At 33.4% G+C, this 22,522-nt stretch carries 15 protein-coding genes and 1 tRNA gene; 9 read left to right on the forward strand and 7 right to left on the reverse strand.

Annotated features, from left to right (window positions below; genetic code table 11):
* Positions 1-4 precede the first annotated feature (4 nt).
* The 5 genes from AC3Y25_RS09195 to AC3Y25_RS09215 all read right to left on the reverse strand — a co-directional run bounded on the left by AC3Y25_RS09195 (position 5) and on the right by AC3Y25_RS09215 (position 2,972).
* Complete coding sequence (locus AC3Y25_RS09195; RefSeq protein WP_489902536.1) at positions 5-175, reverse strand: bacteriocin; 171 nt, start codon at positions 173-175, stop codon at positions 5-7.
* 221 nt (positions 176-396) lie between these two features.
* Positions 397-470 (reverse strand) — tRNA-His (locus AC3Y25_RS09200).
* A gap of 79 nt (positions 471-549) precedes the next feature.
* On the reverse strand, positions 550-1,266 hold the full coding sequence (gene bshB1 / locus AC3Y25_RS09205; protein ID WP_489902537.1) for a bacillithiol biosynthesis deacetylase BshB1: 717 nt from the start codon (positions 1,264-1,266) through the stop codon (positions 550-552).
* Between the two features lie 201 nt (positions 1,267-1,467).
* On the reverse strand, positions 1,468-2,538 hold the full coding sequence (locus AC3Y25_RS09210; RefSeq protein WP_489902538.1) for an isochorismate synthase: 1,071 nt from the start codon (positions 2,536-2,538) through the stop codon (positions 1,468-1,470).
* Positions 2,539-2,540: 2 nt separating this feature from the next.
* Positions 2,541-2,972, reverse strand: a complete 432-nt coding sequence (locus AC3Y25_RS09215; protein WP_489902539.1) for a PaaI family thioesterase — start codon at positions 2,970-2,972, stop codon at positions 2,541-2,543.
* A 256-nt stretch (positions 2,973-3,228) separates the two neighbouring features.
* Here AC3Y25_RS09215 and AC3Y25_RS09220 point away from each other — a divergent pair, with 256 nt between their 5' ends.
* The 9 genes from AC3Y25_RS09220 (at position 3,229) to AC3Y25_RS09260 (ending at position 18,121) form a co-directional block, all read left to right on the forward strand.
* Positions 3,229-4,740 (forward strand): hypothetical protein, encoded by a 1,512-nt coding sequence (locus AC3Y25_RS09220; protein WP_489902540.1) that lies wholly within the window; start codon positions 3,229-3,231, stop codon positions 4,738-4,740.
* Between the two features lie 121 nt (positions 4,741-4,861).
* A complete protein-coding gene (locus tag AC3Y25_RS09225) occupies positions 4,862-5,965 on the forward strand; it encodes a DNA cytosine methyltransferase (RefSeq protein ID WP_489902541.1) in 1,104 nt (367 codons plus the stop codon).
* Entirely contained in the window at positions 5,937-7,052 is a 1,116-nt protein-coding gene (locus AC3Y25_RS09230; RefSeq protein WP_489902542.1) for a GmrSD restriction endonuclease domain-containing protein, read from the forward strand. Before AC3Y25_RS09225 ends, AC3Y25_RS09230 begins: the two co-directional genes overlap by 29 nt.
* A complete protein-coding gene (locus AC3Y25_RS09235; RefSeq protein WP_489902543.1) occupies positions 7,045-7,764 on the forward strand; it encodes an MAE_28990/MAE_18760 family HEPN-like nuclease in 720 nt (239 codons plus the stop codon). Before AC3Y25_RS09230 ends, AC3Y25_RS09235 begins: the two co-directional genes overlap by 8 nt.
* Before the next feature lie 461 nt (positions 7,765-8,225).
* The gene (gene purL, locus AC3Y25_RS09240) at positions 8,226-11,897 is read left to right on the forward strand and encodes a phosphoribosylformylglycinamidine synthase (protein WP_489902544.1); all 3,672 of its coding nucleotides are present in this window, start codon (positions 8,226-8,228) and stop codon (positions 11,895-11,897) included.
* Between the two features lie 222 nt (positions 11,898-12,119).
* Entirely contained in the window at positions 12,120-14,528 is a 2,409-nt protein-coding gene (locus AC3Y25_RS09245; protein ID WP_489902545.1) for a TonB-dependent receptor domain-containing protein, read from the forward strand.
* Positions 14,529-14,670: 142 nt separating this feature from the next.
* Positions 14,671-15,105, forward strand: a complete 435-nt coding sequence (locus AC3Y25_RS09250; protein WP_427874708.1) for a hypothetical protein — start codon at positions 14,671-14,673, stop codon at positions 15,103-15,105.
* Between the two features lie 177 nt (positions 15,106-15,282).
* Complete coding sequence (locus tag AC3Y25_RS09255; protein WP_489902546.1) at positions 15,283-17,061, forward strand: AMP-dependent synthetase/ligase; 1,779 nt, start codon at positions 15,283-15,285, stop codon at positions 17,059-17,061.
* Positions 17,062-17,206: 145 nt separating this feature from the next.
* Positions 17,207-18,121 carry a phytanoyl-CoA dioxygenase family protein gene (locus AC3Y25_RS09260; RefSeq protein WP_489902547.1) on the forward strand — a complete coding sequence of 305 codons (915 nt, stop codon included), beginning with the start codon at positions 17,207-17,209 and terminating at the stop codon, positions 18,119-18,121.
* Between the two features lie 58 nt (positions 18,122-18,179).
* Here AC3Y25_RS09260 and AC3Y25_RS09265 read toward each other — a convergent pair whose 3' ends face one another.
* Positions 18,180-19,985 carry a hypothetical protein gene (locus AC3Y25_RS09265; protein ID WP_489902548.1) on the reverse strand — a complete coding sequence of 602 codons (1,806 nt, stop codon included), beginning with the start codon at positions 19,983-19,985 and terminating at the stop codon, positions 18,180-18,182.
* On the reverse strand, positions 19,975-22,515 hold the full coding sequence (locus AC3Y25_RS09270; protein WP_489902549.1) for a ribosomal protein L7/L12: 2,541 nt from the start codon (positions 22,513-22,515) through the stop codon (positions 19,975-19,977). Before AC3Y25_RS09270 ends, AC3Y25_RS09265 begins: the two co-directional genes overlap by 11 nt.
* Positions 22,516-22,522: the final 7 nt, after the last annotated feature.

Genomic DNA, 22,522 nt, shown 5'->3' on the forward strand with positions numbered 1-22,522 from the left:
TTTATTAAAAATCCAAACCAGTCCAAGGTTCAACTTGACGCCATCCTCTTAGATCTATAACATTACTGCTTTGTCTTCTACCTTGCCATTTCATTCCTCCACTAATTGTCTGCATTTCTTTTTTAGAAATAACTTTTACATTATTTAAATCAATTTTTTTAATGTTTTTTTTCATTTTTTTAAATTTTAATAATTAATAGTTTTTTTTAGTTATTATACGATACTCATTAATACCGCACACAAATATAAGAATAAAACTATATTTTTTATATAAAATTCAATATTTTTCTTAAAAAAAATTAACAAAAAAAAATCCCGTCTTTAATTCAAGGCTAAATTTCTTATCTATTACAGAAAACAAAAAAAGCCTTGAATTTCTTCAAGGCTTTAAATCTGGGTGGCTGACCGGGTTCGAACCGGCGACCCGCGGCACCACAAACCGCTACTCTAACCAGCTGAGCTACAACCACCATTTTTCTGCTTAGCGAGTGCAAATATAGGACAAAGGTTGAGTTCTACAAAGAAAAAAATGAAAAATTTTTATAAAAATTAAATCAAATTACCTAAGCTATTGACTGCCAAACACCTTTCAACCGTAAAACCTTCTGCAAAATCTTTCCCAACTAACCTTCCTAAGTCCTGCGCACGATAATTTAAGCTTTCAAAAAAGTTTTTACTCGTAATTGGCGTCGAAGGTTCTTTTGAATTCGGATCGTAAAATTGAGTTTTATAGGCCATAATCGCTTCAACCTTCTTTTCTTCAAATCCTGTAATGTCTACAACGAAATCAGGTTCTAGATTTTTCCATTGAATATAATGATAAACCACTTTTGGTCTCCACGCTTCTTGTGGCACTCCATCAATCGAAGTTTCAATTTTCATTAACCCTGAAAGAAAACAAGAATCAGAAACCAATTTGCTTCCTTTTCCGTGATCAATATGACGATCGTCGACTGCATTGCATAATACAATCTCAGGTTTGTACTTACGGATCATTTTTATGACCTCTAATTGATGCTTTTCGTCATTAACAAAAAATCCGTCACGCATTGCTAAATTTTCACGAACAACAACTCCTAAAATTTTTGCAGCATCTTTTGCTTCCTGATCTCTAGTTTCTGCTGTGCCTCGGGTTCCTAATTCACCACGCGTCAAATCTACAATACCTACTTTTTTCCCAAGGGAAACTTCTTTTAAAATGGTTCCAGCGCAACCCAATTCTACATCGTCTGGATGCGCCCCAAAGGCTAATATGTCTAATTTCATAATTTTTAATATCAATATCAAAAATCAATTTCAATTACAATTCTGAAAATGATTTTTTTGTTTGTTTTGTTTCAGGTTTAAAGTTTCAAGTTTATAGGTTGCTTTCAAGTTGTCAGGCTGAGCGAAGTCGAAGCCCTTTACGATATGCCCTTCGACTTCGCTCAGGGAGACACACAGCTGAAAACTCATAATTCATAACTTCTAACTCATAACTCTTAAGACCCGTTTCATCGTCATTGACTTATTGACGCTTTCCTCCCATTCTTTTTCTGGAATACTTTCTTTGGTAATACCGCAGCCCATGTATAAAATCGCTTTATTTTCCTGAATCTGCATGCATCGTAAATTTACAAATAAATCAGAACTAGCATTATTTTCTTCAAAAGTACTGTTCAATTCACCTAGAAAACCAGTGTAGAAAGTTCTATTGTAATTTTCATTTTCTAAAATAAATGCTTTCGATTTCTTTTTTGGAAGTCCGCAAACAGCAGGTGTTGGATGCAGCGTGTCTATTACCTCTTCTAAAGTCGAATTATCTTTTAAAACTCCAGAAATATCTGTTTTAATATGCCAGATCAATCCTGCTTTTAAACTGTAAGGCTCAGAAACCACAACCGAAGCTGTAAATTCTCGAAGTCTCTTTACAATAAAATCAGTAACAAATTGCTGTTCGTCTTTTTCTTTCTGCTGCCAAACGATTTCTACTTCTTGATTATCTTTTTGCGTTCCTGCCAAAGCCATCGTTTCAAAAACATTTCCGTTTGCTTTTAGCAGTTTTTCTGGAGTCGCCCCCATCCAAAGTCCAATTTTCGGATGAAAAAAACAATAGCAGAAAGTGGCTGGATATAACTGAACCAAGTGCTGAAAGGTTTCAATAAAATCAAATTCAGACAAAGGAACTTCTTCACTTCGTGATAAAACCACTTTTTTGAATTCTTCATTTTTAATGGCTTGAATTCCCTGCGCTACTAGATATTCATATTGAAATTTAGCTTCAGCATCAAAACTCAAATCGTCAATTTCAATGCGTTCAAATGAAGTCTTTTCTTTTTGAACCGTAATAATTTCCGACTCATTTTCAGGAATTAAAATTAATTGTTTTTCATCAAAAGAAGCAAAAACAAATCCTTTTTCGCTGTAATCCGAAACGGTATTTAAAATATTATTTTGTTGCAAAATCCCAACATAATTTTCTGTATTGGGTTTTGAATAAAGTACAAAGGGTAAATTTTGTTCTTTATGATTTTTAATTTTTAAGAAAAATGAATTCATATTTATTCGCTTTTCTTTCTATCCAAAACCATATTCGTCAATTTGCAAAGCGAAACTAAATTTCCTACTTCATCGGTAATTTTGATTTCCCAAAGATGAAGACTTCTTCCTTTGTGAATAATTCTGGCTGTTCCGAAAACATAACCCTCGCGAATACTTTTTAGATGATTTGCCGAAATTTCGATACCTCTTACCTCCTGTTCTTTCGGATTGATAAAAAAGAAAGAAGCTGCACTCCCAACACTTTCTGCCAAAGCTACAGAAGCGCCTCCGTGCAATAATCCCATTGGCTGATGAACACTTGGATTTACAGGCATTTTTGCAGTTAAAAAATCTTCTCCGGCATCGATATATTCTATTTTTAGCGTTTCCATCAATGTGTTTTTAGAAAACTCATTGCAGCGCGCTAAAATCTGCTCTTTTGTATAATTCATTAAAATAAACTTTAAAATCGTAAAATTAAAGAAAGATAAGACATAAATCTAAAAATTGGATTCTAAAATTAAAAATCAATTATGAACTTGTCAGTTTTTTGCTATTTTTACAAAAACAATCAAAATCAATCTTTGGCTTTTTTTTGCCACAGATTACATAAATTAAAAAGATTTTTTATCTACAATTTATTCGCCACGAATTCACGAATTAATTCAAATAAAAATTCGTGAATTCGTGGCTAAAAAAAACATTCAAATGCGTCAATACTTTGCACTTTTCATTATTGGTTTAATTCTAGCTTTCAGTTCTTGCCGAACTGATTTTGATACTGTTGCCAGTTCTGGAAATTTAAAGTTCTCGAAAGACACTGTTTATTTGGATACTGTTTTTAAGAATATTGGCTCAAGCACTTACCAATTGAAAATATACAATCAGAGTAAAAATGATATTTCGATTCCGATTGTACAATTTAAAAAAGGTTTAGATTCTAAATATAGAATGACTGTTGACGGAATGACGGGCAACAACGGGAAAATTTTTAAAGATGTCACGCTTTTAGCAAAAGACAGTTTGTACATTTTTATAGAAACCACGGCAGATATTACAGATGCAAATCCTGATGATTTTTTATATACCGACGAAATTCAGTTTGACAGTGGTGCAAATTTGCAAGAAGTAGCTTTGGTTACTTTAATTCAAGATGCGGTGTTTTTATATCCAAATCAAAATCCCGACGGAACCAAAGAAAAAATTAAAATTGACGGCAAAGATGTTGACGGATTTTATTTAAACGAAAATGATCCTGCAAACGGAAATGAACTTCTTTTTACAAATGAAAAACCATACGTAATTTATGGCTACGCAGGAGTTCCAGAATTTAAAACCGTAACTTTTGAAGCTGGCGCAAGAGTTCATTTTCATGCCAATTCTGGATTGTATGTTGGTGATAACGCTTCACTACAAATTAACGGAACAACCTCTGCCACTGATAAACTTGAAAATGAAGTGATTTTTGAAGGCGATCGTTTAGAATCACTTTATTCTGATATTCCTGGACAGTGGAAATCGGTTATTTTTTCAAATGGAAGTGCCAATCACACCATCAATCATTTAACTTTAAAAAATGCGATTATTGGTTTGGATTTGCAAAGTCCTTATAATACATTCGAAATTAAAAACACTCAAATTTATAATTGCGCCGAATACGGAATTTTAGCTCGAGATACTCATGTTATTGCTAGCAATATTGTAATAAACTATGCTGGTTTAGCTTCCCTATCCTGCGTTTATGGTGGAAATTACAACTTTACGCATTGCACCTTTAACAACAATTGGTCAAGCAGTTCTCAAGTTGCAGTAAATTTAAGCAACTCTTTGGCTGGAGCAACTCCAGAAACCAATCCTTTAACCAATGCTATTTTTAATAATTGCATTATTTATGGTTCGGCTACAAACGAATTCAATTTGGACAAAAATCCAAATGTGCCATTTGTCTATCAATTAAATAATTGTCTATTAAAATTCAGCAGTTCGACTAAAGATCCTAATTATCAATTCAAGACCGACACCGAACATTATACGAATATAATTCTGAATGAAAATCCGAAGTTTTATAATGTGTCTCAGAATAAATTTAATATTGATAAAACTTCTGCCGCTTTCGCGAAAGGAGATCCAGTCTTTATGATTCCAACCGATATTTTAGGAATTACAAGAACTTCTCCACCAGATTTGGGTGCTTATCAGAGTCAGGATTTTCCTAAGTAATAGTTTTGCCAAAAGGCAGTAAGACGCTAAGTTTTTTTTTTACAATCGCTTAAAATGAAAATTAAAACATCTGTCTTATTTTTGTAACTTGCGATCAAATAATTTTACCCCATTATTAATTTTGAAAAAAATAGAAGAAGACAATTTAAATAGAGTCGGAGTAATTGACTTATTTTGTGGAATAGGCGGACTATCCTACGGCTTCGTCAAAGAAAAATTTAATATTTTAGCCGGTATAGATATTGATGAGGACTGTAAATTTGCTTTTGAAGCAAATAACAAATCTCAATTTATATCAAAAAGCATAACTGATGTAAGTTCACGTGAAATTAATGAAATTTATGGGGAATCTCAGATAAAAATTCTTGTTGGATGCGCTCCTTGTCAACCTTTTTCATCGTATACTTTTAAGGATAAAGAAAAAGAAAATAATAAATGGAAATTATTATATGAATTTACAAGAATAATAAGAGAGACTAGGCCGCAAATTGTTTCAATGGAAAACGTTGCGCAATTAGTAAATTTCAAAAAAGCACCAGTCTTTGATGATTTCATAAATGAACTAAAAGAATTAGGCTACTTTGTTTCTTATCAAATAGTTAACTGCCCAGAATATGGAATTCCTCAAAAAAGAAAAAGGTTAGTACTATTAGCTTCGCTATTTGGAGAAATTAATTTAATTCCAAAAACTCACTCTCAAAAAAATTTCAAAACAGTTAAAGATACTATTGGAAAACTACCTGAAATAAATGACGGCGAAAGTTATATAAATGATAAATTACATTTTGCAAGAAAACTTACTGCTATAAATAAAAAAAGAATAAAAGCAACACCTTATGGTGGTAGTTGGAAAGATTGGTCTAATGATCTAGTATTAGCTTGCCATCAAAAGAAATCTGGCAAGTCTTACTCAAGCGTGTATGGAAGAATGAAATGGGACGAACCTTCTCCAACTATTACAACGCACTGCATTGGCTATGGAAACGGTAGATTTGGACATCCTGTACAAGACAGAGCAATTTCCTTAAGAGAAGCATCTTTATTACAAACATTTCCTAAAAACTATAAGTTTTTTGATGAAAAAAAAGGAGAATTCTCAAGTGTAATGATTGCAAGACAGTTAGGAAATGCTGTACCTGTAGCGCTTGGACAAGTTATTGCAAAAAGCATAAAAGAACATTTAAATTTATTCAAGAATGAACAAAATCAAATTATCAACGCCTAGTGAAGTTGAGGACCAAATAAAAGAAATACAGGCTGATTATAGCTACAGACTTGTTGAATTTAGTATTGGTGAATTAGTTCGAAAATTTAGACAAAAGGATAATTTACTTGATAATATCGAAACTGAAGAAATAACTTCAATATTATTTGTCCCAAAATACCAGAGAGACTTTGTATGGCCAGAAGATATGCAAGCTAGGTTCATTGAATCTATTTTTATGGGAGTTCCTATCCAGCCTCTTTTCGCTTTTGAATTAGATGACGAAGGAAACTTAGAATTATTAGACGGTGTACAGCGATTATCTACTGTAAAAGCTTTTGTTAGTAATGAATTAACTTTAAGCAAATTAGAAGAATTAACAACATTAAATGATTATACATTCGAAAAGTTAGAAGGCTCAAGAAAGCGAAAATTTTTAAATACGTCTTTAAAACTTTATATAATTAATGAAAATACAGATGAAGGAGTAAGAGCTGATATCTTCAGAAGGTTAAATGAAACTGGCAAAAAATTAGTTTCAGCCGAAATAAGAAAAGGCAAGTTTATACAAAACCAATTTTATGATTTCATTTTAAGTTGCAATGACATTCCTCAATTCAGCAAACTTTTCAGTTCCGCAAAAAACACTGAAAAATTAAGGGGAGAAAAGGAGGAACTCATTACCAGATTCTTTGCTTATTCTGATAATTATGAAAATTTCATTCATTCTGTCAAAGGTTTTCTTGATAATTACATTATCGAAGAAGGTAAAAAATATACCAAAGAAATTGGTAAATTTAAAAGAGATGAATTTGAAAAAACATTAGATTTTGTTGAAAAATATATTCCGAACGGATTTAGAAAATCTCAAAAAAGCTTATCTATTCCAAGAGTAAGGTACGAAGCTATTTCAGTGGGTGTAAATTTAGCTTTGAGAGAGAAACCAGGCTTAAAAAATCCAGATGTAAAATGGCTAGATTCAATAGAATTTAAAAAGCATACAACTTCAGATGCTTCGAACAGTAGAGGAAAACTTATTGGTCGAATAGAATTTGTTAGAGATTGTCTTTTAGAGAAAATTGACAAAAAAAAATTACAATATGAATGATGAATTTGAAAAAAGAATACTAGAAATTAGCGCTTATTTTGAGATTTTACACGCAATAGATTCAACTAGTCCAAAGTTACATTTTATTGATCAGGAAGGAAATCAAAGAGAAATTTCCTTTGATTCAAAAAAAATAAACATTTTCAGAGCAAGCGCTTTTTTGCTTTTATATAATCTAGTTGAGTCAACAGTATTTAATGCTGTAATTTCAATTTTTGATGACATTAATTCCGAAAGACATAATCCGAAATTAAAATTTTTTGATGTAATAGACGATATCAAAAAGTACTGGTTAGATAATATATATAAACATGACGAAAGAATAAAAAAAGAATCAGTTATTAAAAGCTATCTAGACATTTCAAATAAAATATTTAATGAATCTCTAGTTTTAGCATCTAATTACATTAAATATGGGGGATCTTTGGATGCGTTAAAAATAAAAGACACTGTAAAGGCACTAGGATTAAATCCAGATGCACTAAATATTGATTATAAAAGACACACACATGGCGAAGCATTAAAGCAAATCCAAGAAAAGAGAAATTGGCTAGCCCATGGTGAAAAAACATTTGCAGAGATTGGTCAAGATTATACAGCACGACAATTAGAGGAATGGAAAAATTATATAATTGAACATCTCCAAAAATTTATTATTCTAATAAATCAGTATTTAGAAAATCAAGATTATAAGCAGCCTATGGTGATTTAAGCTTGTTAACTAAATAAAGAAAATCTCGGAACGAAAATTCTATATTTATAGAGCTTATCGTAAAGTTCTGTCCTTTATCGGAAATGAAATCTAGACTACAAATTGAGTTTTGTCTATCTTTTTAATCTCAAAACATTCATTCATCTCAAAAATATTCTTTTTATTCACCCGAATCTTTCGTAATTTTTGCAAATCCATTTCACTAAATATTCTAAAATTATATTATTCAATTTTTAATATTTTCCTTTCTAAAAGTTTAATATTACAGAACATATCAAAAAAGAAAAATTACTAAATCTCTAAATTTTCTCATTGACCCAAACCTCTTGATTTTGCGTCTTTTTGGTAGAAAAAATGCAAGAAAAAAGCAATTTCATTTTTTTTGAAAAGAGATGGTTTTCAAATTTGCGCTTACTATTTATTTACATTAAATTTGCAGCTCAATACAACAAACTACACAAATGATCCATTTCTTTGAAAACCAAAGCAAAACTGTTTTTGCCGTACAAACGCAAAACGAAATTTCAGCTCAAGACATTTCAAAATTAAACTGGCTTTTTGCCGACGCAAACAAGATCGAAAAATCTGCATTGACAGGATTTTTTGTTGGTCCACGCGCCACTATGATCACACCTTGGAGTACAAATGCTGTAGAAATTACTCAAAACATGGGGATTTCTGGCATTATTAGAATTGAAGAATTTCATCCTGCAACGGAAGATTTTACTGATTTTGATCCAATGCTTTCTCAAAAATTCAATGAATTAGATCAAGAAATCTTCACTATCAACATTCAGCCAGAACCAATTTTAGAAATTGATGATATTGCTGCTTACAACAAAGTGGAAGGTTTAGCTTTAAGCGAAGAAGAAGTTGATTATTTAAACAATCTTTCGACTAAACTAGGAAGAAAATTAACTGATTCTGAAATTTTTGCTTTTTCTCAAGCGAATTCAGAACACTGCCGTCACAAAATCTTCAACGGAACATTTGTAATTGATGGCGAAGAAAAAGAGACTTCTCTTTTCAAATTAATCAAAAAAACATCTCAGGAAAATCCTAACGATATTGTTTCTGCTTACAAAGACAACGTTGCTTTTGTAAAAGGACCAAAAGTGCAGCAATTTGCACCAAAATCGGCTGACAAACCTGATTTTTACGAAATAAAAGAATTTGATTCGGTTATCTCTTTAAAAGCCGAAACACACAATTTCCCGACAACTGTTGAGCCTTTCAACGGAGCTGCAACAGGATCAGGAGGAGAAATTCGTGACCGTTTAGCCGGAGGACAAGGATCGTTGCCATTAGCAGGAACTGCTGTTTACATGACTTCTTACTCTCGTTTGAAGTCCTTCGACTCCGCTCAGGATGACAGAAAATGGGAAAATGCAGTTGAGGAGAGAAAATGGTTATACCAAACGCCAATGGATATCTTGATCAAAGCTTCAAACGGAGCTTCTGATTTCGGAAATAAATTCGGTCAGCCGCTTATTACAGGTTCTGTTTTAACTTTCGAACACGAAGAAGAAAACCGTAAAATTGGTTACGATAAAGTAATCATGCAAGCGGGTGGAATTGGATACGGAAAACTAGATCAATCAATCAAAAAGAAACCACAAGAAGGCGATAAAATCGTTATTCTTGGAGGAGAAAATTATAGAATCGGAATGGGTGGTGCTGCAGTTTCTTCTGCAGATACAGGTGCTTTTGGTTCAGGAATCGAGTTAAATGCGATTCAGCGTTCAAATCCTGAAATGCAAAAACGTGCTGCAAACGCGATTCGTGGTTTAGTAGAAAGCGACAATAACCCAATTGTTTCTATTCACGATCACGGAGCTGGAGGACACTTAAACTGTCTTTCAGAATTGGTTGAAGAAACTGGAGGTTTAATCGATTTAGATAAATTACCTGTTGGAGATCCAACGCTTTCTGCAAAAGAAATTATCGGTAACGAATCTCAAGAAAGAATGGGATTGGTTATTGGTCAAAAAGATATCGATACGTTGCAAAGAATTGCCGACAGAGAGCGTTCGCCAATGTATCAGGTTGGAGATGTAACGGGAGATCACCGTTTTACTTTCGAATCAAAATCAAATGGTTCAAAACCGATGGATTATGCTTTAGAAGATTTCTTCGGAAGTTCTCCAAAAACGGTTATGACAGACAAAACTATCGATAGAAAATATGCTGATGTTGCTTACAATTCAGCAGATTTCGAATCATATTTAAAAGACGTTTTACGTTTAGAGGCTGTTGCTTCAAAAGACTGGTTGACTAATAAAGTGGACCGTTGTGTTGGAGGAAAAGTTGCTAAACAACAAAATGCAGGTCCGTTACAATTGCCTTTAAATAATGTTGGAGTTATGGCTCTGGATTATTTAGGTAAAGAAGGAATTGCAACTTCTATTGGCCACGCTCCTATCGCGGCATTGATTGATCCGGTTGCAGGAAGTAGAAATGCTATTGCAGAATCGTTATCAAACATTGTTTGGGCGCCAATTAAAGATGGTTTAAAAGGAATTTCATTATCTGCAAACTGGATGTGGGCTTGTAAAAACGAAGGTGAAGACGCTCGTTTATATGCCGCTGTTGAAGGGTGTTCAGACTTTGCAATCGAATTGGGAATCAATATTCCAACAGGAAAAGATTCACTTTCGATGAAACAAAAATATCCAAACGACGAAGTAATAGCGCCGGGAACGGTTATTATTTCGGCTGGAGGAAATTGTACCGATATTAGAAAAGTAGTGGAACCAGTTTTACAGAAAAACGGAGATTCTATTTATTATATCAATTTGTCTCAGGATGATTTCAAACTTGGAGGCTCCTCTTTTGCACAAATCAGAAACACAATCGGAAACGAAACTTCTACTATTAAAGACGCTTCTTTCTTCAAAAATGCTTTTAATACGGTTCAGGAATTAATCGGCGAAAGCCAAATTTTAGCGGGTCACGATATCGGAAGTGGTGGTTTAATCACAACTTTATTAGAATTGTGTTTTGCTGATGTGAATTTGGGAGCTAAAATTGATTTCTCTGCATTTGCTGAAAAAGACTTGTTGAAAATCCTTTTCGCTGAAAACATCGGAATTGTTTTCCAAGCAAAATCTGATACAGCTGTTGAAGCTAAATTAAATGCAAACAATATCGAATTCTTCAAATTAGGTACAGTTCAAAGCATACCAAGTTTGGAATTTGGAATTTATAATTTGGATATTGCGAAGTACAGAGACATTTGGTTTGAGACTTCTTATTTATTAGATCAAAAACAATCTAAAAACGGAAGAGCTCAGGCACGTTTTGAAAACTATAAAAATCAGGTTTTACAATATACTTTCCCTGCACATTTTACAGGAAAAGCGCCTGTCATCTCGAGCGGAGTCGAGAGACCAAAAGCGGCTATTATTCGTGAAAAAGGAAGTAATTCTGAGCGTGAAATGGCAAATGCTATGTACTTAGCTGGATTTGATGTAAAAGACGTTCACATGACGGATTTAATTTCGGGTCGCGAAACACTTGAAGATATTCAATTCATCGGAGCCGTTGGAGGATTCTCTAACTCAGATGTTTTAGGTTCTGCTAAAGGTTGGGCTGGAGCTTTCTTATACAACGAAAAAGCAAAAACAGCTTTGGATAATTTCTTCAAAAGAGAAGACACATTATCAGTTGGAATCTGTAACGGTTGCCAATTGTTTATGGAATTGGAAGTGATTAATCCAGAACACGAAGTTCACGGAAAAATGCACCATAACGAAAGCCAGAAACACGAAAGTATCTTTACTTCTGTAACGGTTCAGGAAAACAATTCGGTTATGTTGTCAACATTGGCTGGAAGCACTTTAGGAGTTTGGGTTTCTCACGGAGAAGGTAAATTCAAATTGCCTTATGCAGAAGACCAATACAACATTGTTTCTAAATATGCTTACGAAGGTTATCCTGCAAACCCTAACGGTTCTGATTATAACACAGCTATGATGTGTGACAAAACCGGAAGACATTTGGTTATGATGCCTCATATTGAGCGTTCGACTTTCCAATGGAACTGGGCGCATTATCCAAAAGATAGAAATGACGAGGTTTCGCCTTGGCATGAAGCTTTTGTTAATGCCAGAAAATGGATTGAGAAAAACTAAAAATAGATTTTATTAAAAGCGCCCGAATTTTATCGGGCGTTTTTTTTTATAGCCACAGATTAAAAAGATTATCACAGATTTTTTTTAGCAACGCTTAAAATCATTCTAATCCTTTTAATCTGTGGCAAAAAAAACATTCTTTAAAACGACTCTAAGATTAATTTAATGGTATCTTAAGACAGCTTAAGCAAGCGTAAACATTCTGGCAAATATCTTTGCTACATGAAAAATATTATACGCAAAATATACCTCACAATCCTCTTATTTACTTTAAGCCAATTTTCTTTCGCTCAAAAAACAGCAATAAAAGGAACCATCACAGACGGAAAAAATCCTATAGAATTTGTTGATGTAATTTTAAAAAACACAGCCGATTCAACCAAAACCGCTAATTACGTCGTTACAGATATTTCTGGAAATTTTTCATTAGAAAATATAACTTCTGGAGAATATCTGCTTCAGTTTAAATTAATTGGTTTTAAAACCAATACTAAAAAAATAAAATATACCGGTACAGCTATTTCACTTGGAACAATCACTTTGCAAGAAGATACCAACCAGCTTAATACTGTAGTGGTAAACTCACAGAAAAAACAGATTAAGAAAACAAACGAAGGCTTTATTTTTAATGCTGTTTCGAATATTTCGCAAACGGGCGGAACCGCTACAGATATGCTTAAAAGCATCCCAACGGTTGCCGTCGATGCAGAAGGCGGTATTACGTTAAGAGGAAAATCGCCGATGATTTTGATAAACGGAAAAAATTCGGCTATTACCAATATGGATCAGATTGCTGCGAGCAGTATTGAAAGTATTGAAGTAATTAGTAATCCCACGGCTAAATATGATGCAAATGCCGAAAGCGGTATCATTAATATTAAACTTAAAAAGAACAACCTCAGCGGTACAAATGGTGCTGTAGCATTGGGCGCGGGTTTTGGTGCAAAAGGAAGAGCAAATAGTTCTGTTCTTTTCAATCATAAAACAGAAAAATGGAATTTTGGTTTAGGATATGACAATCGTTTTGCCGGAAGAACAAAGAAAATAAATGCCTACCGAACCAATTATTTTATTGATGACGAACATTATATTCATCAAAATCGAAACGATGAACGAACTGAAGGCCTTCAGAATCTGAAATTAAATATTGATTTTTCTCCAAATGACAAAAATAGCTTTTCATTTGAAGCACTTGGAAATCTAGAAACTCAAGACAATGACGAGACTTTATACACGCAAGTAAACACAAATGCCAATGCCTTTTTCTCCAATAACAGAAGACATTCATTAGAACTGGAACGTTCAAAAGTTGGCGAACTTGCTTTTACCTATGATCGTAAATTTGATGACGAGCGAAAAAGTCTAAACACCTCTATTACATCTTCTTTTGGAAAACATAAAGAAAACACTGATATTGACACTTATAATTACGATGAATATCAGCAGCAGATTGGTGAGGCTTTACTGCAGAGAACACACAATTATGAAAATCAGAATATTTCGAATGCCATTGTAAATTACGCTTTTCCAATTTCAGAAAAATCGATTATAGAAACAGGCTACAAAGGAACTTTTAGATTTTTTAATTCAGATTTTGAAAGTGCTGATATGATAAATGGCGATTATGTTGTAAATCCGTTAGCTAGTAATAATTTCAAATTTAACGAACAGATAAATGCCGTTTATGGTCTGATGAATTCTTATATTGGCGACAGCGAAAACCCAAAATGGAAATACAATTTAGGTTTGCGTGCCGAAAATGTTTCCAATACAGGAGCAACGCAAAATAACAGTGACCGATTCAGCAATAATTATCTAAAACTCTTTCCATCGGCTTCTTTACAATTAAATTTAAAATCGGATGAATTTATAAAATTAGGATACAGCAAACGAATTAACCGCCCTGACCTGGATGATTTAAATCCTTTTATTGACATTACCGATGCGTTAAATCCGCATGGAGGAAATCCATATTTAAAACCCGAAATCATTCATATTGCCGAAATGAGTTATAATAAAAACTGGAAAAACTACTCTTTTTCGACCAATGCCTTTTACAGAAATGCAAACGATGCTATCAGACAATATGCACAGCTTTTAGACAATGGCGTAATTTTACTTCAGCCACAAAACATTGGAAGCACGGTTACTTATGGTTTAGAAACCATTTTCACCCTTAAACCAGTTGGTTTTTATGATGCTAATATTAGTTTAACCGCTTTTCAGCAAAACATCAATGCTGACAATTTACCACAGGCCGAAGATGTTGTAAGCAATGCCTTCAGCTGGTACGGAAAAGTGATTAACAACTTTGTTCCTTGGAAAGGCGGAAAACTTCAGATTACCGGAAACTATAATTCGGCCGTTGCCACTCCACAAGGAAAAAGAATTCCGATTTATAATGTTGATATGGGATTTCAACAGAAATTAGGAAAAGGAAATGCCCGTTTAGGCTTGGTTGTAACCGATATGTTTAACACCTTAGAAAGCGGTTATAAAAACAACACTCTTTTGTTTAGCAACCACCGAACAAACAAATCAGACACGCGCGCATTGATGATTACTTTTGCTTATACGTTTAGATCTGATTTTAAAGAAAAATTACTAGAAAATCAGTTTTCTACAGAGTAAAAACTTACCTAAAATAAATAAAACATAAAAATTTCATTCTTGTATTTTTAAGCTTCCATTCTATAAAAAAAATGGATTATATTCGCTCAGCAAAAATCATCCACTAGATTTTTCGACCCAAAAATATTTAAACCTACATAGAATGAAATTTTTAAAATTACTTTTTGTTTTCAGCCTATTCTTTGCTGTTACACCATCACATTCACAAGTTCACGTAGATCAGATTATCCACAATTCTAAAGAACGTTATATTACTACTACAATTGGCTATCCAGTTCCTGGAACTTACGCGCCATTAAATCAAAAAGAGCCTATTACGGTTTTAAATCCAGACGGAACAGGTTTTATTCAAGCTGAAGATTTAAGCAAACAAAAAATAAATTGGGGAATCGAATGTACTGAAGAAGGTGTTCCTGTTTTTAAAGAAGGATTCAATAGTGCTTCTTACACATTCTGGTACAGACCAAATGACAGTAATGAATGGTATTATTCTCAATTCTCTATTCATTTTGCTAAGAAAAAAATGTTTCTAATGGGCGAAAGAGTAAAAGTATACGAAGATTATAACGTACAATAGCGTTTAAAAAACGTCTTCAAATTAAATTTTTCTTGATTTTTTAGAAATTTAACGGCGAAAAAGAAAACGTTTTCGTTGATTTTTAATAGTCTTTATAAATTTTCCCATTAAATTTTATAAAACTGAAAATCATACCCAAATTTTATTTAATTTGCAATAAAATTCAATATATTAAACATGGTTTCAATCACACGCCTTTTTGATTTTCCCTATTATCAACAAGAAACTTACAACCTTCCAGTTGCTCTCGCAACCAAAAAAAATGGAGTCTGGGAAAAAACATCCAGTGAAGAATATATTGCAAAAGCAAATGCTATTTCGAGAGCATTATTGCGTATGGGCGTTCAGAAAGATGATAAAATTGCTTTAATTAGTTCAAATAACCGTACCGAGTGGAATATAATGGACATTGGAATTTTGCAGACTGGTGCGCAAAATGTTCCAATTTATCCAACTATTGCAGAAGAAGATTACGAATATATTTTAAACCACAGCGGCAGTATTTACTGTTTTGTTTCTGATGATGAAGTGTTACAGAAAGTAAATGCAATTAAAGCCAATGTACCGACATTGAAAGAAGTATATTCTTTTAATGAAATTAATGGCTGTAAACATTGGTCAGACTTATTGGTTTTAGGCGAAGATGACAGCAATCAAAGCGAAGTTGAGGCTAAAAAAGACAGTATCCAAACAGATGATTTAGCTACCATTATTTATACTTCTGGAACAACAGGAAGACCAAAAGGTGTTATGCTTTCACACAAAAATATTGTGTCAAATGTTTTAGACAGCTCACCAAGAATCCCATTTGATCCAGGAAAAAGCACCGCATTAAGCTTCTTGCCTATCTGTCATATTTTTGAAAGAATGATTTTGTATATCTATCAATATTATGGTGTATCGGTTTATTTTGGAGAATCTATTGATAAAATCAGCGATAACTTAAAAGAAGTCCGTCCAACTGTAATTACAGCTGTACCAAGACTTTTAGAAAAAGTTTACGATAAAATTTATGCGAAAGGTGCCGAATTAACCGGTATCAAGAAAAAACTGTTTTTCTGGGCTATCGATTTAGGTTTAAGATATGAACCATACGGAGCAAATGGTGCTTGGTATGAATTCCAATTAAAAATTGCACGCAAATTAATTTTCAGTAAATGGAAAGAAGGTTTGGGTGGGAATTTAGATTTAATGGTTTCTGGAAGTGCTGCCTTACAGCCGCGTTTGACAAGAGTTTTTGCTGCTGCAGAAATTCCGGTAATGGAAGGTTACGGTTTAACGGAAACTTCTCCAGTAATTGCTGTAAACGACCAAAGAAACAAAGGATTTAAAATTGGAACTGTTGGAAAGCCGATTCGTAACCTAGAAGTAAAAATTGCCGAAGACGGAGAAATTTTATTAAAAGGGCCAAACGTAATGTTAGGCTATTATAAAGATCCTGAGAAAACGGCAGAAGCTGTAATTGACGGTTATTTTCATACGGGAGATATCGGAGAAATCGACAGCGAAGGTTTCTTAAAAATTACCGATCGTAAAAAAGAAATGTTCAAAACTTCTGGCGGTAAATATATTGCTCCGCAAATGATCGAAAATGCAATGAAACAATCTCGTTTTATTGAACAAATAATGGTTATTGGTGAAGGCGAAAAAATGCCAGGTGCTTTTATTCAGCCAAACTTTGAATTTGTAAAGGAGTGGGCAAAAATCCACAAAATTACTTTAGGAAGTTCTGATGCAGAAATCAGCTCTAATGCAGATGTTATCAAACGAATCGATGAAGAAGTAGAAGGAATCAACAAAAAATTCGGACATTGGGAACAAGTAAAACGTTTTGAACTTACACCAGATGTATGGTCAATTGACGGTGGACAGCTTACCCCTACTCTAAAATTGAAACGTAAAATCATTAAAGAAATTTACAAAGATCTTTATGCAAAAATCTACGGAAACAATTAATAAATCAAGATAATATAACCAAAGTGAAAAGGCTGTCTCATTGAGATAGCCTTTTTTTTAGTATCAAAAAACGGGTATTTTTACTTTAAACACCCAACTATAAATCGCGTATTTTTAGGTTTTCTTTTACCTAAAACAAAACAATATGCCTTGGACAGTTCTCGAACAATTGTGGAAACGAACTTTAGATTCTAAAAATGCGAATTCAGACCATACCAATTGGGATAACCAGATTAAAACACTATATCAGTTAGGCATTGGCATGGAAGATACTTTGTATTTTCTATATTCTGAAAAACCAGATTTTGAAACTTTCAAAACATGGATTAATAATAGAAAAAGAAATACTGATCAAGAAATTGAGAATTTAACTGTAAATGTCTTGTCTGAGCAGGATCTTGAATTTTGGAATCGGAACGGTTATGTTGTGGTTAAAAATGCTATTTCAAAAGAAGATTGCGAAGCCACTCAAAAAGCCATTTGGGAATATTTAAAAATGAATCCGAATGAAAAAGAAAGCTGGTACAAGCGTCACGAAGAACAAAAAGGGCTTATGCTTAATTTTTCGGATCATGAAACTTTAAATCGTAATCGCTTTTCGCCAAAAGTAAAAAAGGCTTATGAACAGCTTTATGGAACTACGAATATCTACAAAACTATAGATAAAGTAAGTTTTAATCCGCCCGAAACAGATCATTTCACCTTTCTTGGAAGTCCGCTTCATTGGGATATGAGCTTAAAAAAACCGCTTACTTATGGTCTACAAGGGTTATTTTATTTAACTGAATGCAAAGAAAATGATGGCGCTTTCCATTGCGTTCCAGGTTTTCACAATCAAATCGATGAATGGCTCGACGAACTTGAGCCACATGAAAATCCAAGAGAAAAAGCTTTAAAAACGTTGCAACCAAAACCAATTACAGGAGATGCAGGCGATTTTATAATCTGGCACAATGCATTGCCACACTGCGCAACACCCAACAGAGGAGAAAACCCAAGAATGGTTCAATATCTTACTTATCTTCCAGATGATTACAATGCTGCTGGAGAATGGATTTGAATGATTCAAAATAAAAATGGGCATAATCAATTGAATGATATACCCATTTTATTTAGATTTACTTTCTTCCCTTTAATTTATATTTCATAACATCTTTAAGCATTGATTTGTTTTTTTCGTTAAAAGCAACCAGCTCTGATGCTATGTCAGGTTTAATCATAATCTTATCGGCTACAATCTCGTAAGCAATATTTTTAGTAATTTCTTCTAAATCCTCATGCTTTTTAAATTCGTGTTTCATGGCCTGCAAAAACAACTCTGAATTCTCCGCCGAAACATCCGATTCATAAATTGAGGTTATGACTCCAGATAATTTCTTTGTCGATTCAATATTTGCAAAATAATTATTCAGACAATTGAATGCATCTTTATTGCTTCTCCATCCCGTTATCAACAGCTCCTGTGCTTCATTTATATTCTTAATTTTATTTTTATAAATAAAAGATGCTTTTACGTATTGATTATTTACTTTATAGTCATCTATTACTTTACCATAAAACTTATCGGCTTCCGGTTTGTCTTTTAGAATCGTATACAAATCTCCCACTTTTTCATTTTGATTGAGTTCTCTGTATAATTCAATTGCTTGTTTGTATACATGTCCTTTTTCATAACACTCCGCCGCTTTGTTTTTATTATTACAATATTTAAGATGGACTGCTGCGGCTTCACTGTACAACTCCCCTTCTTCCAAAACATCTGCAGCTTTGTAATGATTTTTAAGCAGTTTCATATACACATGGGCTGCCTTTGCATAATCTTTCTTTTCTTTAAATTCTTCAGCCATTTTTTCATATCTGCTTTGTATTGTAGAAAAACGCTCCGAATCTATCAGAGCCGAGCCTCCTCCTCCAGATTGCGATGGCTGGCGTGGTGGTGAATAACTATAAGAAGAACTCGAAGAACTGCTATTCAAAAGTGCCAGTGCTATTATTAGGCCAATTGCAAACACAATCACAATCAAAGCTAGAGACGAATTAGTTCCAAGGTTTGTATTGCTGAAATTACAACTCTTCAGATTAAATAGAATGATCAGTACAAAAATTATCTTAAAAACAATTAAAAAAGGCTTACCATCAAATTCAGATTCATCCATTTTATTTCTGCTTCCTCCTGAAAAAGAACGACCTCCAGAGAAACCTGAGCCATTTCCTTCAAAAGAAAATTTTCCATCAAACCCTCCTCTTGCAGTTCCTAAAGTATCGAGAGGAATAGCCAATTGTAAAGCCATTTCAGGATTTTTATCAAGAAAGGCCAAAAACTTATCCATTTCCTTTTGATTTCCCTTCATTAATTCCTCCATATCAAATGGTAATTCATCCGGCATATCTTCTTGTGAAAATGGCTTTTCAAGTGCTTCCAGAATATCTTCTGTATTTGTTTCGTAACGCAATGATGATATATACTGCGGAATATGAACTGTTTTGGAAGGTTCCAGTATATCGATTTCTTTTAAAACTGGCACTTCAATTAAATCGATCCACGAAACTTCTTCCTTTAACTCTACTAATCCAATATCTGGATGCATGAAATGATAGTGCTCTGAAAATAAATTGTGCCACTCAGCCTTTGTTAGCTGAGGGGTCACAATTGTATTTTCGGGAATAAATAATTTGTTTTCTATCAATTGGCAGAAATAATTCTTTCCAATACGATCCGTTTTAATCAGACTCTGATCAAAAACCAACATACATCCAAACAACTCATTTGCCTTTACGGCAGGAACCGGGAAAGTTTTGACCAAATGGAATGCTAATCCCATATTCTGAATTTCCTGAAGCCATACTTTCGGCAATCTGCTTTTTATGAAAACACCTCCTTTAGGAAATGTATTTTTAGAATTTATGCTAAGTTTAAGTTCCATTTTGTCTTACATTTTTTATAAACGGATCCAGATATTTTTCCAAAAAATCTTTCTCCTTTACACTCGTCAGAAAAGAATCTGTTATAAAATAATCGTTACCAGAATATTCACTTTCGGAGGCCATAATTGTTCTGCCGTTTACAATAAAAGGAATATAAAATTTGGAGATGTCCTCCTTACTGCTTTCAAATATTAGAATTCCATCCTTATTCGTTACTCTACTTCCGTCCTTAGACTCAAAACACAAGGTTTCTATATAACAAACAGCACCGTTACTTTCTATAGTATTCTTCAATATTTCAGCCTCCTGTCTTGTTACATCATTTAAAACAACTCCAAAATCCTCATCTACAACAGTTTTACTTTCAAGTAAAGATTTACCTGTATTTTGTTTTATTATTTTAACAAGATTAATAGCTGATGCTCCCCTATTTTTCAAAATAAGATTTACTTTTTCGTAAAATCGTATTGCTGGGTGTTTCCAGTCAGCAGAATAGTAACCTCTCTTAGAAAACTCTAAGTGCGTAAAGTTAAATCCGTTAATTTCAATGCTATCATTTACAATTGACAATCCTTTTAGTTTTTTTATGACGCTGTATTTGAACTTACTATTCATAAAATCCCTAACAAAGGAATTTTGTTTCATGCTATAGTTCACAAAAGCATCATTAATCAAATTACTAAACTCAGACTTCATTTTTATTAAACCATCATCGACACGCCAATAGCTTGTACCATCAGTCAAATAAAACTCATTCTTATATCCAAAAACATTAACTTTTAAATCATTAAATTCTTCATTAGAAACCAAATTACTTTTTAACTCCTGTTTATCAATATTATAAATACTAATTTTTGGTATCGAATCACTTACATAACACAACAGAAATCTCTCGCCTTTGCCATTGGTTTTTATAGCAAATTCTCCTTTGTCAAAAGGAAGATTTGAAGCTATTCTTTTAAATCCTTTGCTGAACTCATTACTGACAAACCAGAATAAATTTCCGTTTAGATAGGTATAAAAGTCGGTACCATAATAAAAGATATTCTGATAGCTTCTTTCTAATGGAAACAAAAGCGGCATATTATCTAAGTCTGTTTCTGAATACTTACGGCGTGGTGAATCTCGCTTTTCTTTTTCCCACAGTTCATCCAGTGGCATTATAATATGCTGAAGCATTTTTCTGCCTTTATTCTGATTTTTATAGACTTTGATGCCTTCTATCTCCATTTCGAAAACATACTTAATCTCAGTATAATAAGTACTTATCACATTTTTCATTGCCGTCAGTTTCAAACTGTCTTCTGAGGAAAAAAGAAATACTTCCTGATTTTTACTGCTAATTTTATTTTGCTGAAAAAATGATTCAAGTCCCTGTGAACAATCCAGTTTACCACTAAGTTCGCTCAACGACTCAATTACATCATGAACGTTATCTAATGGAACTTCTTTAAAATCCTGACCTGCTATAAAAACCCTGCACTTAATATCGGTTTTCGGATGTCTAGCAATCGCAATTGCCGAAGCAAAAGACAGAATCTTAGCATTCCCCCAATTTTTCAATGAGCTGTCGATAATCAAAATACGTTCGAACTTATCTGCTTCTGGCGGAACTTCTCTTTGAATATAAAGCGCTTCGTTATTGGCTATTCTGGACATAAAAACGTCATCATCATAAGCAAATTCAGAGATGACCAGTTTATCAAAGTCGCCTTTGTTTGTCAAATCCGAGATTCCTCCCAAAGGCTGTTCACTTGGGTGATTGTGGTGCAACGGAATATGAAGCCCCGACCAAAGTCGTTTGATAAGACTTCCTACATGAAACGTACGATCATCATTTATAAGTTGTTCCACAAAAGTTGCTGCATCGATAAGATTTTCCTCTTCTAAAATTTCCTCTTGCAGCTTCTCCTTTAAATCCTCATGCGGATTATTTTCCATGGCATGCAAAATGGACTCTACAGTTGGAAAATTCTTTTTTAGTAAAGCCAGCGTTCTAAAATCTTTTATAAAATTGGCATCATTAAAGGGCTCTTTTACACCAGCTCGTACCAAATGATGTCTTTTATCTCTGTATTCCTCGAGAATCTTTTTGGCCTTTTCAGTAGAAATTCTGTTATGACATCCATCAAAAATAGTCTGAAACATTTTCAGTCTTTTTTCACCAGTTTTATATTCATCTGGCAAAGCTGAAAGCTGTCTCATAAAACCAATACTGGCGCCTAATCTAAACGAATGTTCTATAGGAAATGATTTGGTTATTTCTATGCCTTTTGCCCACTCCTGAATTCTGTCAATAGCTTCTTTACTATCATTATTGGTAGCAGTAATGGCTAATAAAAGAGTTCCGAATGGTGGAAAATTACTATCAGAAAGCGCTTCTAAAATTTCAAAGACAAATTTCTCATAACCGATAGTTTGTCCATTCGGAATTGAGATCGTCTCAAATACGCTATCTGGAGAAAATACCTGATTTTCCCACTCCCAAAAATAGTCTGTAAACGATTGAAAATATCTTTGAAATTCCATTTTTAAT

Source organism: Flavobacterium sp. LK-23 (assembly GCF_058135255.1).

Excerpts from the sequence above, each read along its gene's own strand:
- AC3Y25_RS09195 (WP_489902536.1), bottom strand. The coding sequence starts at position 175 with ATGAAAAAAAACATTAAAAAAATTGATTTAAATAATGTAAAAGTTATT.
- bshB1 (WP_489902537.1), bottom strand. The coding sequence starts at position 1,266 with ATGAAATTAGACATATTAGCCTTTGGGGCGCATCCAGACGATGTAGAA.
- AC3Y25_RS09210 (WP_489902538.1), bottom strand. The coding sequence starts at position 2,538 with ATGAATTCATTTTTCTTAAAAATTAAAAATCATAAAGAACAAAATTTA.
- AC3Y25_RS09215 (WP_489902539.1), bottom strand. The coding sequence starts at position 2,972 with ATGAATTATACAAAAGAGCAGATTTTAGCGCGCTGCAATGAGTTTTCT.
- AC3Y25_RS09220 (WP_489902540.1), top strand. The coding sequence starts at position 3,229 with ATGCGTCAATACTTTGCACTTTTCATTATTGGTTTAATTCTAGCTTTC.
- AC3Y25_RS09230 (WP_489902542.1), top strand. The coding sequence starts at position 5,937 with ATGAACAAAATCAAATTATCAACGCCTAGTGAAGTTGAGGACCAAATA.
- AC3Y25_RS09235 (WP_489902543.1), top strand. The coding sequence starts at position 7,045 with ATGAATGATGAATTTGAAAAAAGAATACTAGAAATTAGCGCTTATTTT.
- purL (WP_489902544.1), top strand. The coding sequence starts at position 8,226 with ATGATCCATTTCTTTGAAAACCAAAGCAAAACTGTTTTTGCCGTACAA.
- AC3Y25_RS09245 (WP_489902545.1), top strand. The coding sequence starts at position 12,120 with ATGAAAAATATTATACGCAAAATATACCTCACAATCCTCTTATTTACT.
- AC3Y25_RS09250 (WP_427874708.1), top strand. The coding sequence starts at position 14,671 with ATGAAATTTTTAAAATTACTTTTTGTTTTCAGCCTATTCTTTGCTGTT.
- AC3Y25_RS09255 (WP_489902546.1), top strand. The coding sequence starts at position 15,283 with ATGGTTTCAATCACACGCCTTTTTGATTTTCCCTATTATCAACAAGAA.
- AC3Y25_RS09260 (WP_489902547.1), top strand. The coding sequence starts at position 17,207 with ATGCCTTGGACAGTTCTCGAACAATTGTGGAAACGAACTTTAGATTCT.
- AC3Y25_RS09265 (WP_489902548.1), bottom strand. The coding sequence starts at position 19,985 with ATGGAACTTAAACTTAGCATAAATTCTAAAAATACATTTCCTAAAGGA.
- AC3Y25_RS09270 (WP_489902549.1), bottom strand. The coding sequence starts at position 22,515 with ATGGAATTTCAAAGATATTTTCAATCGTTTACAGACTATTTTTGGGAG.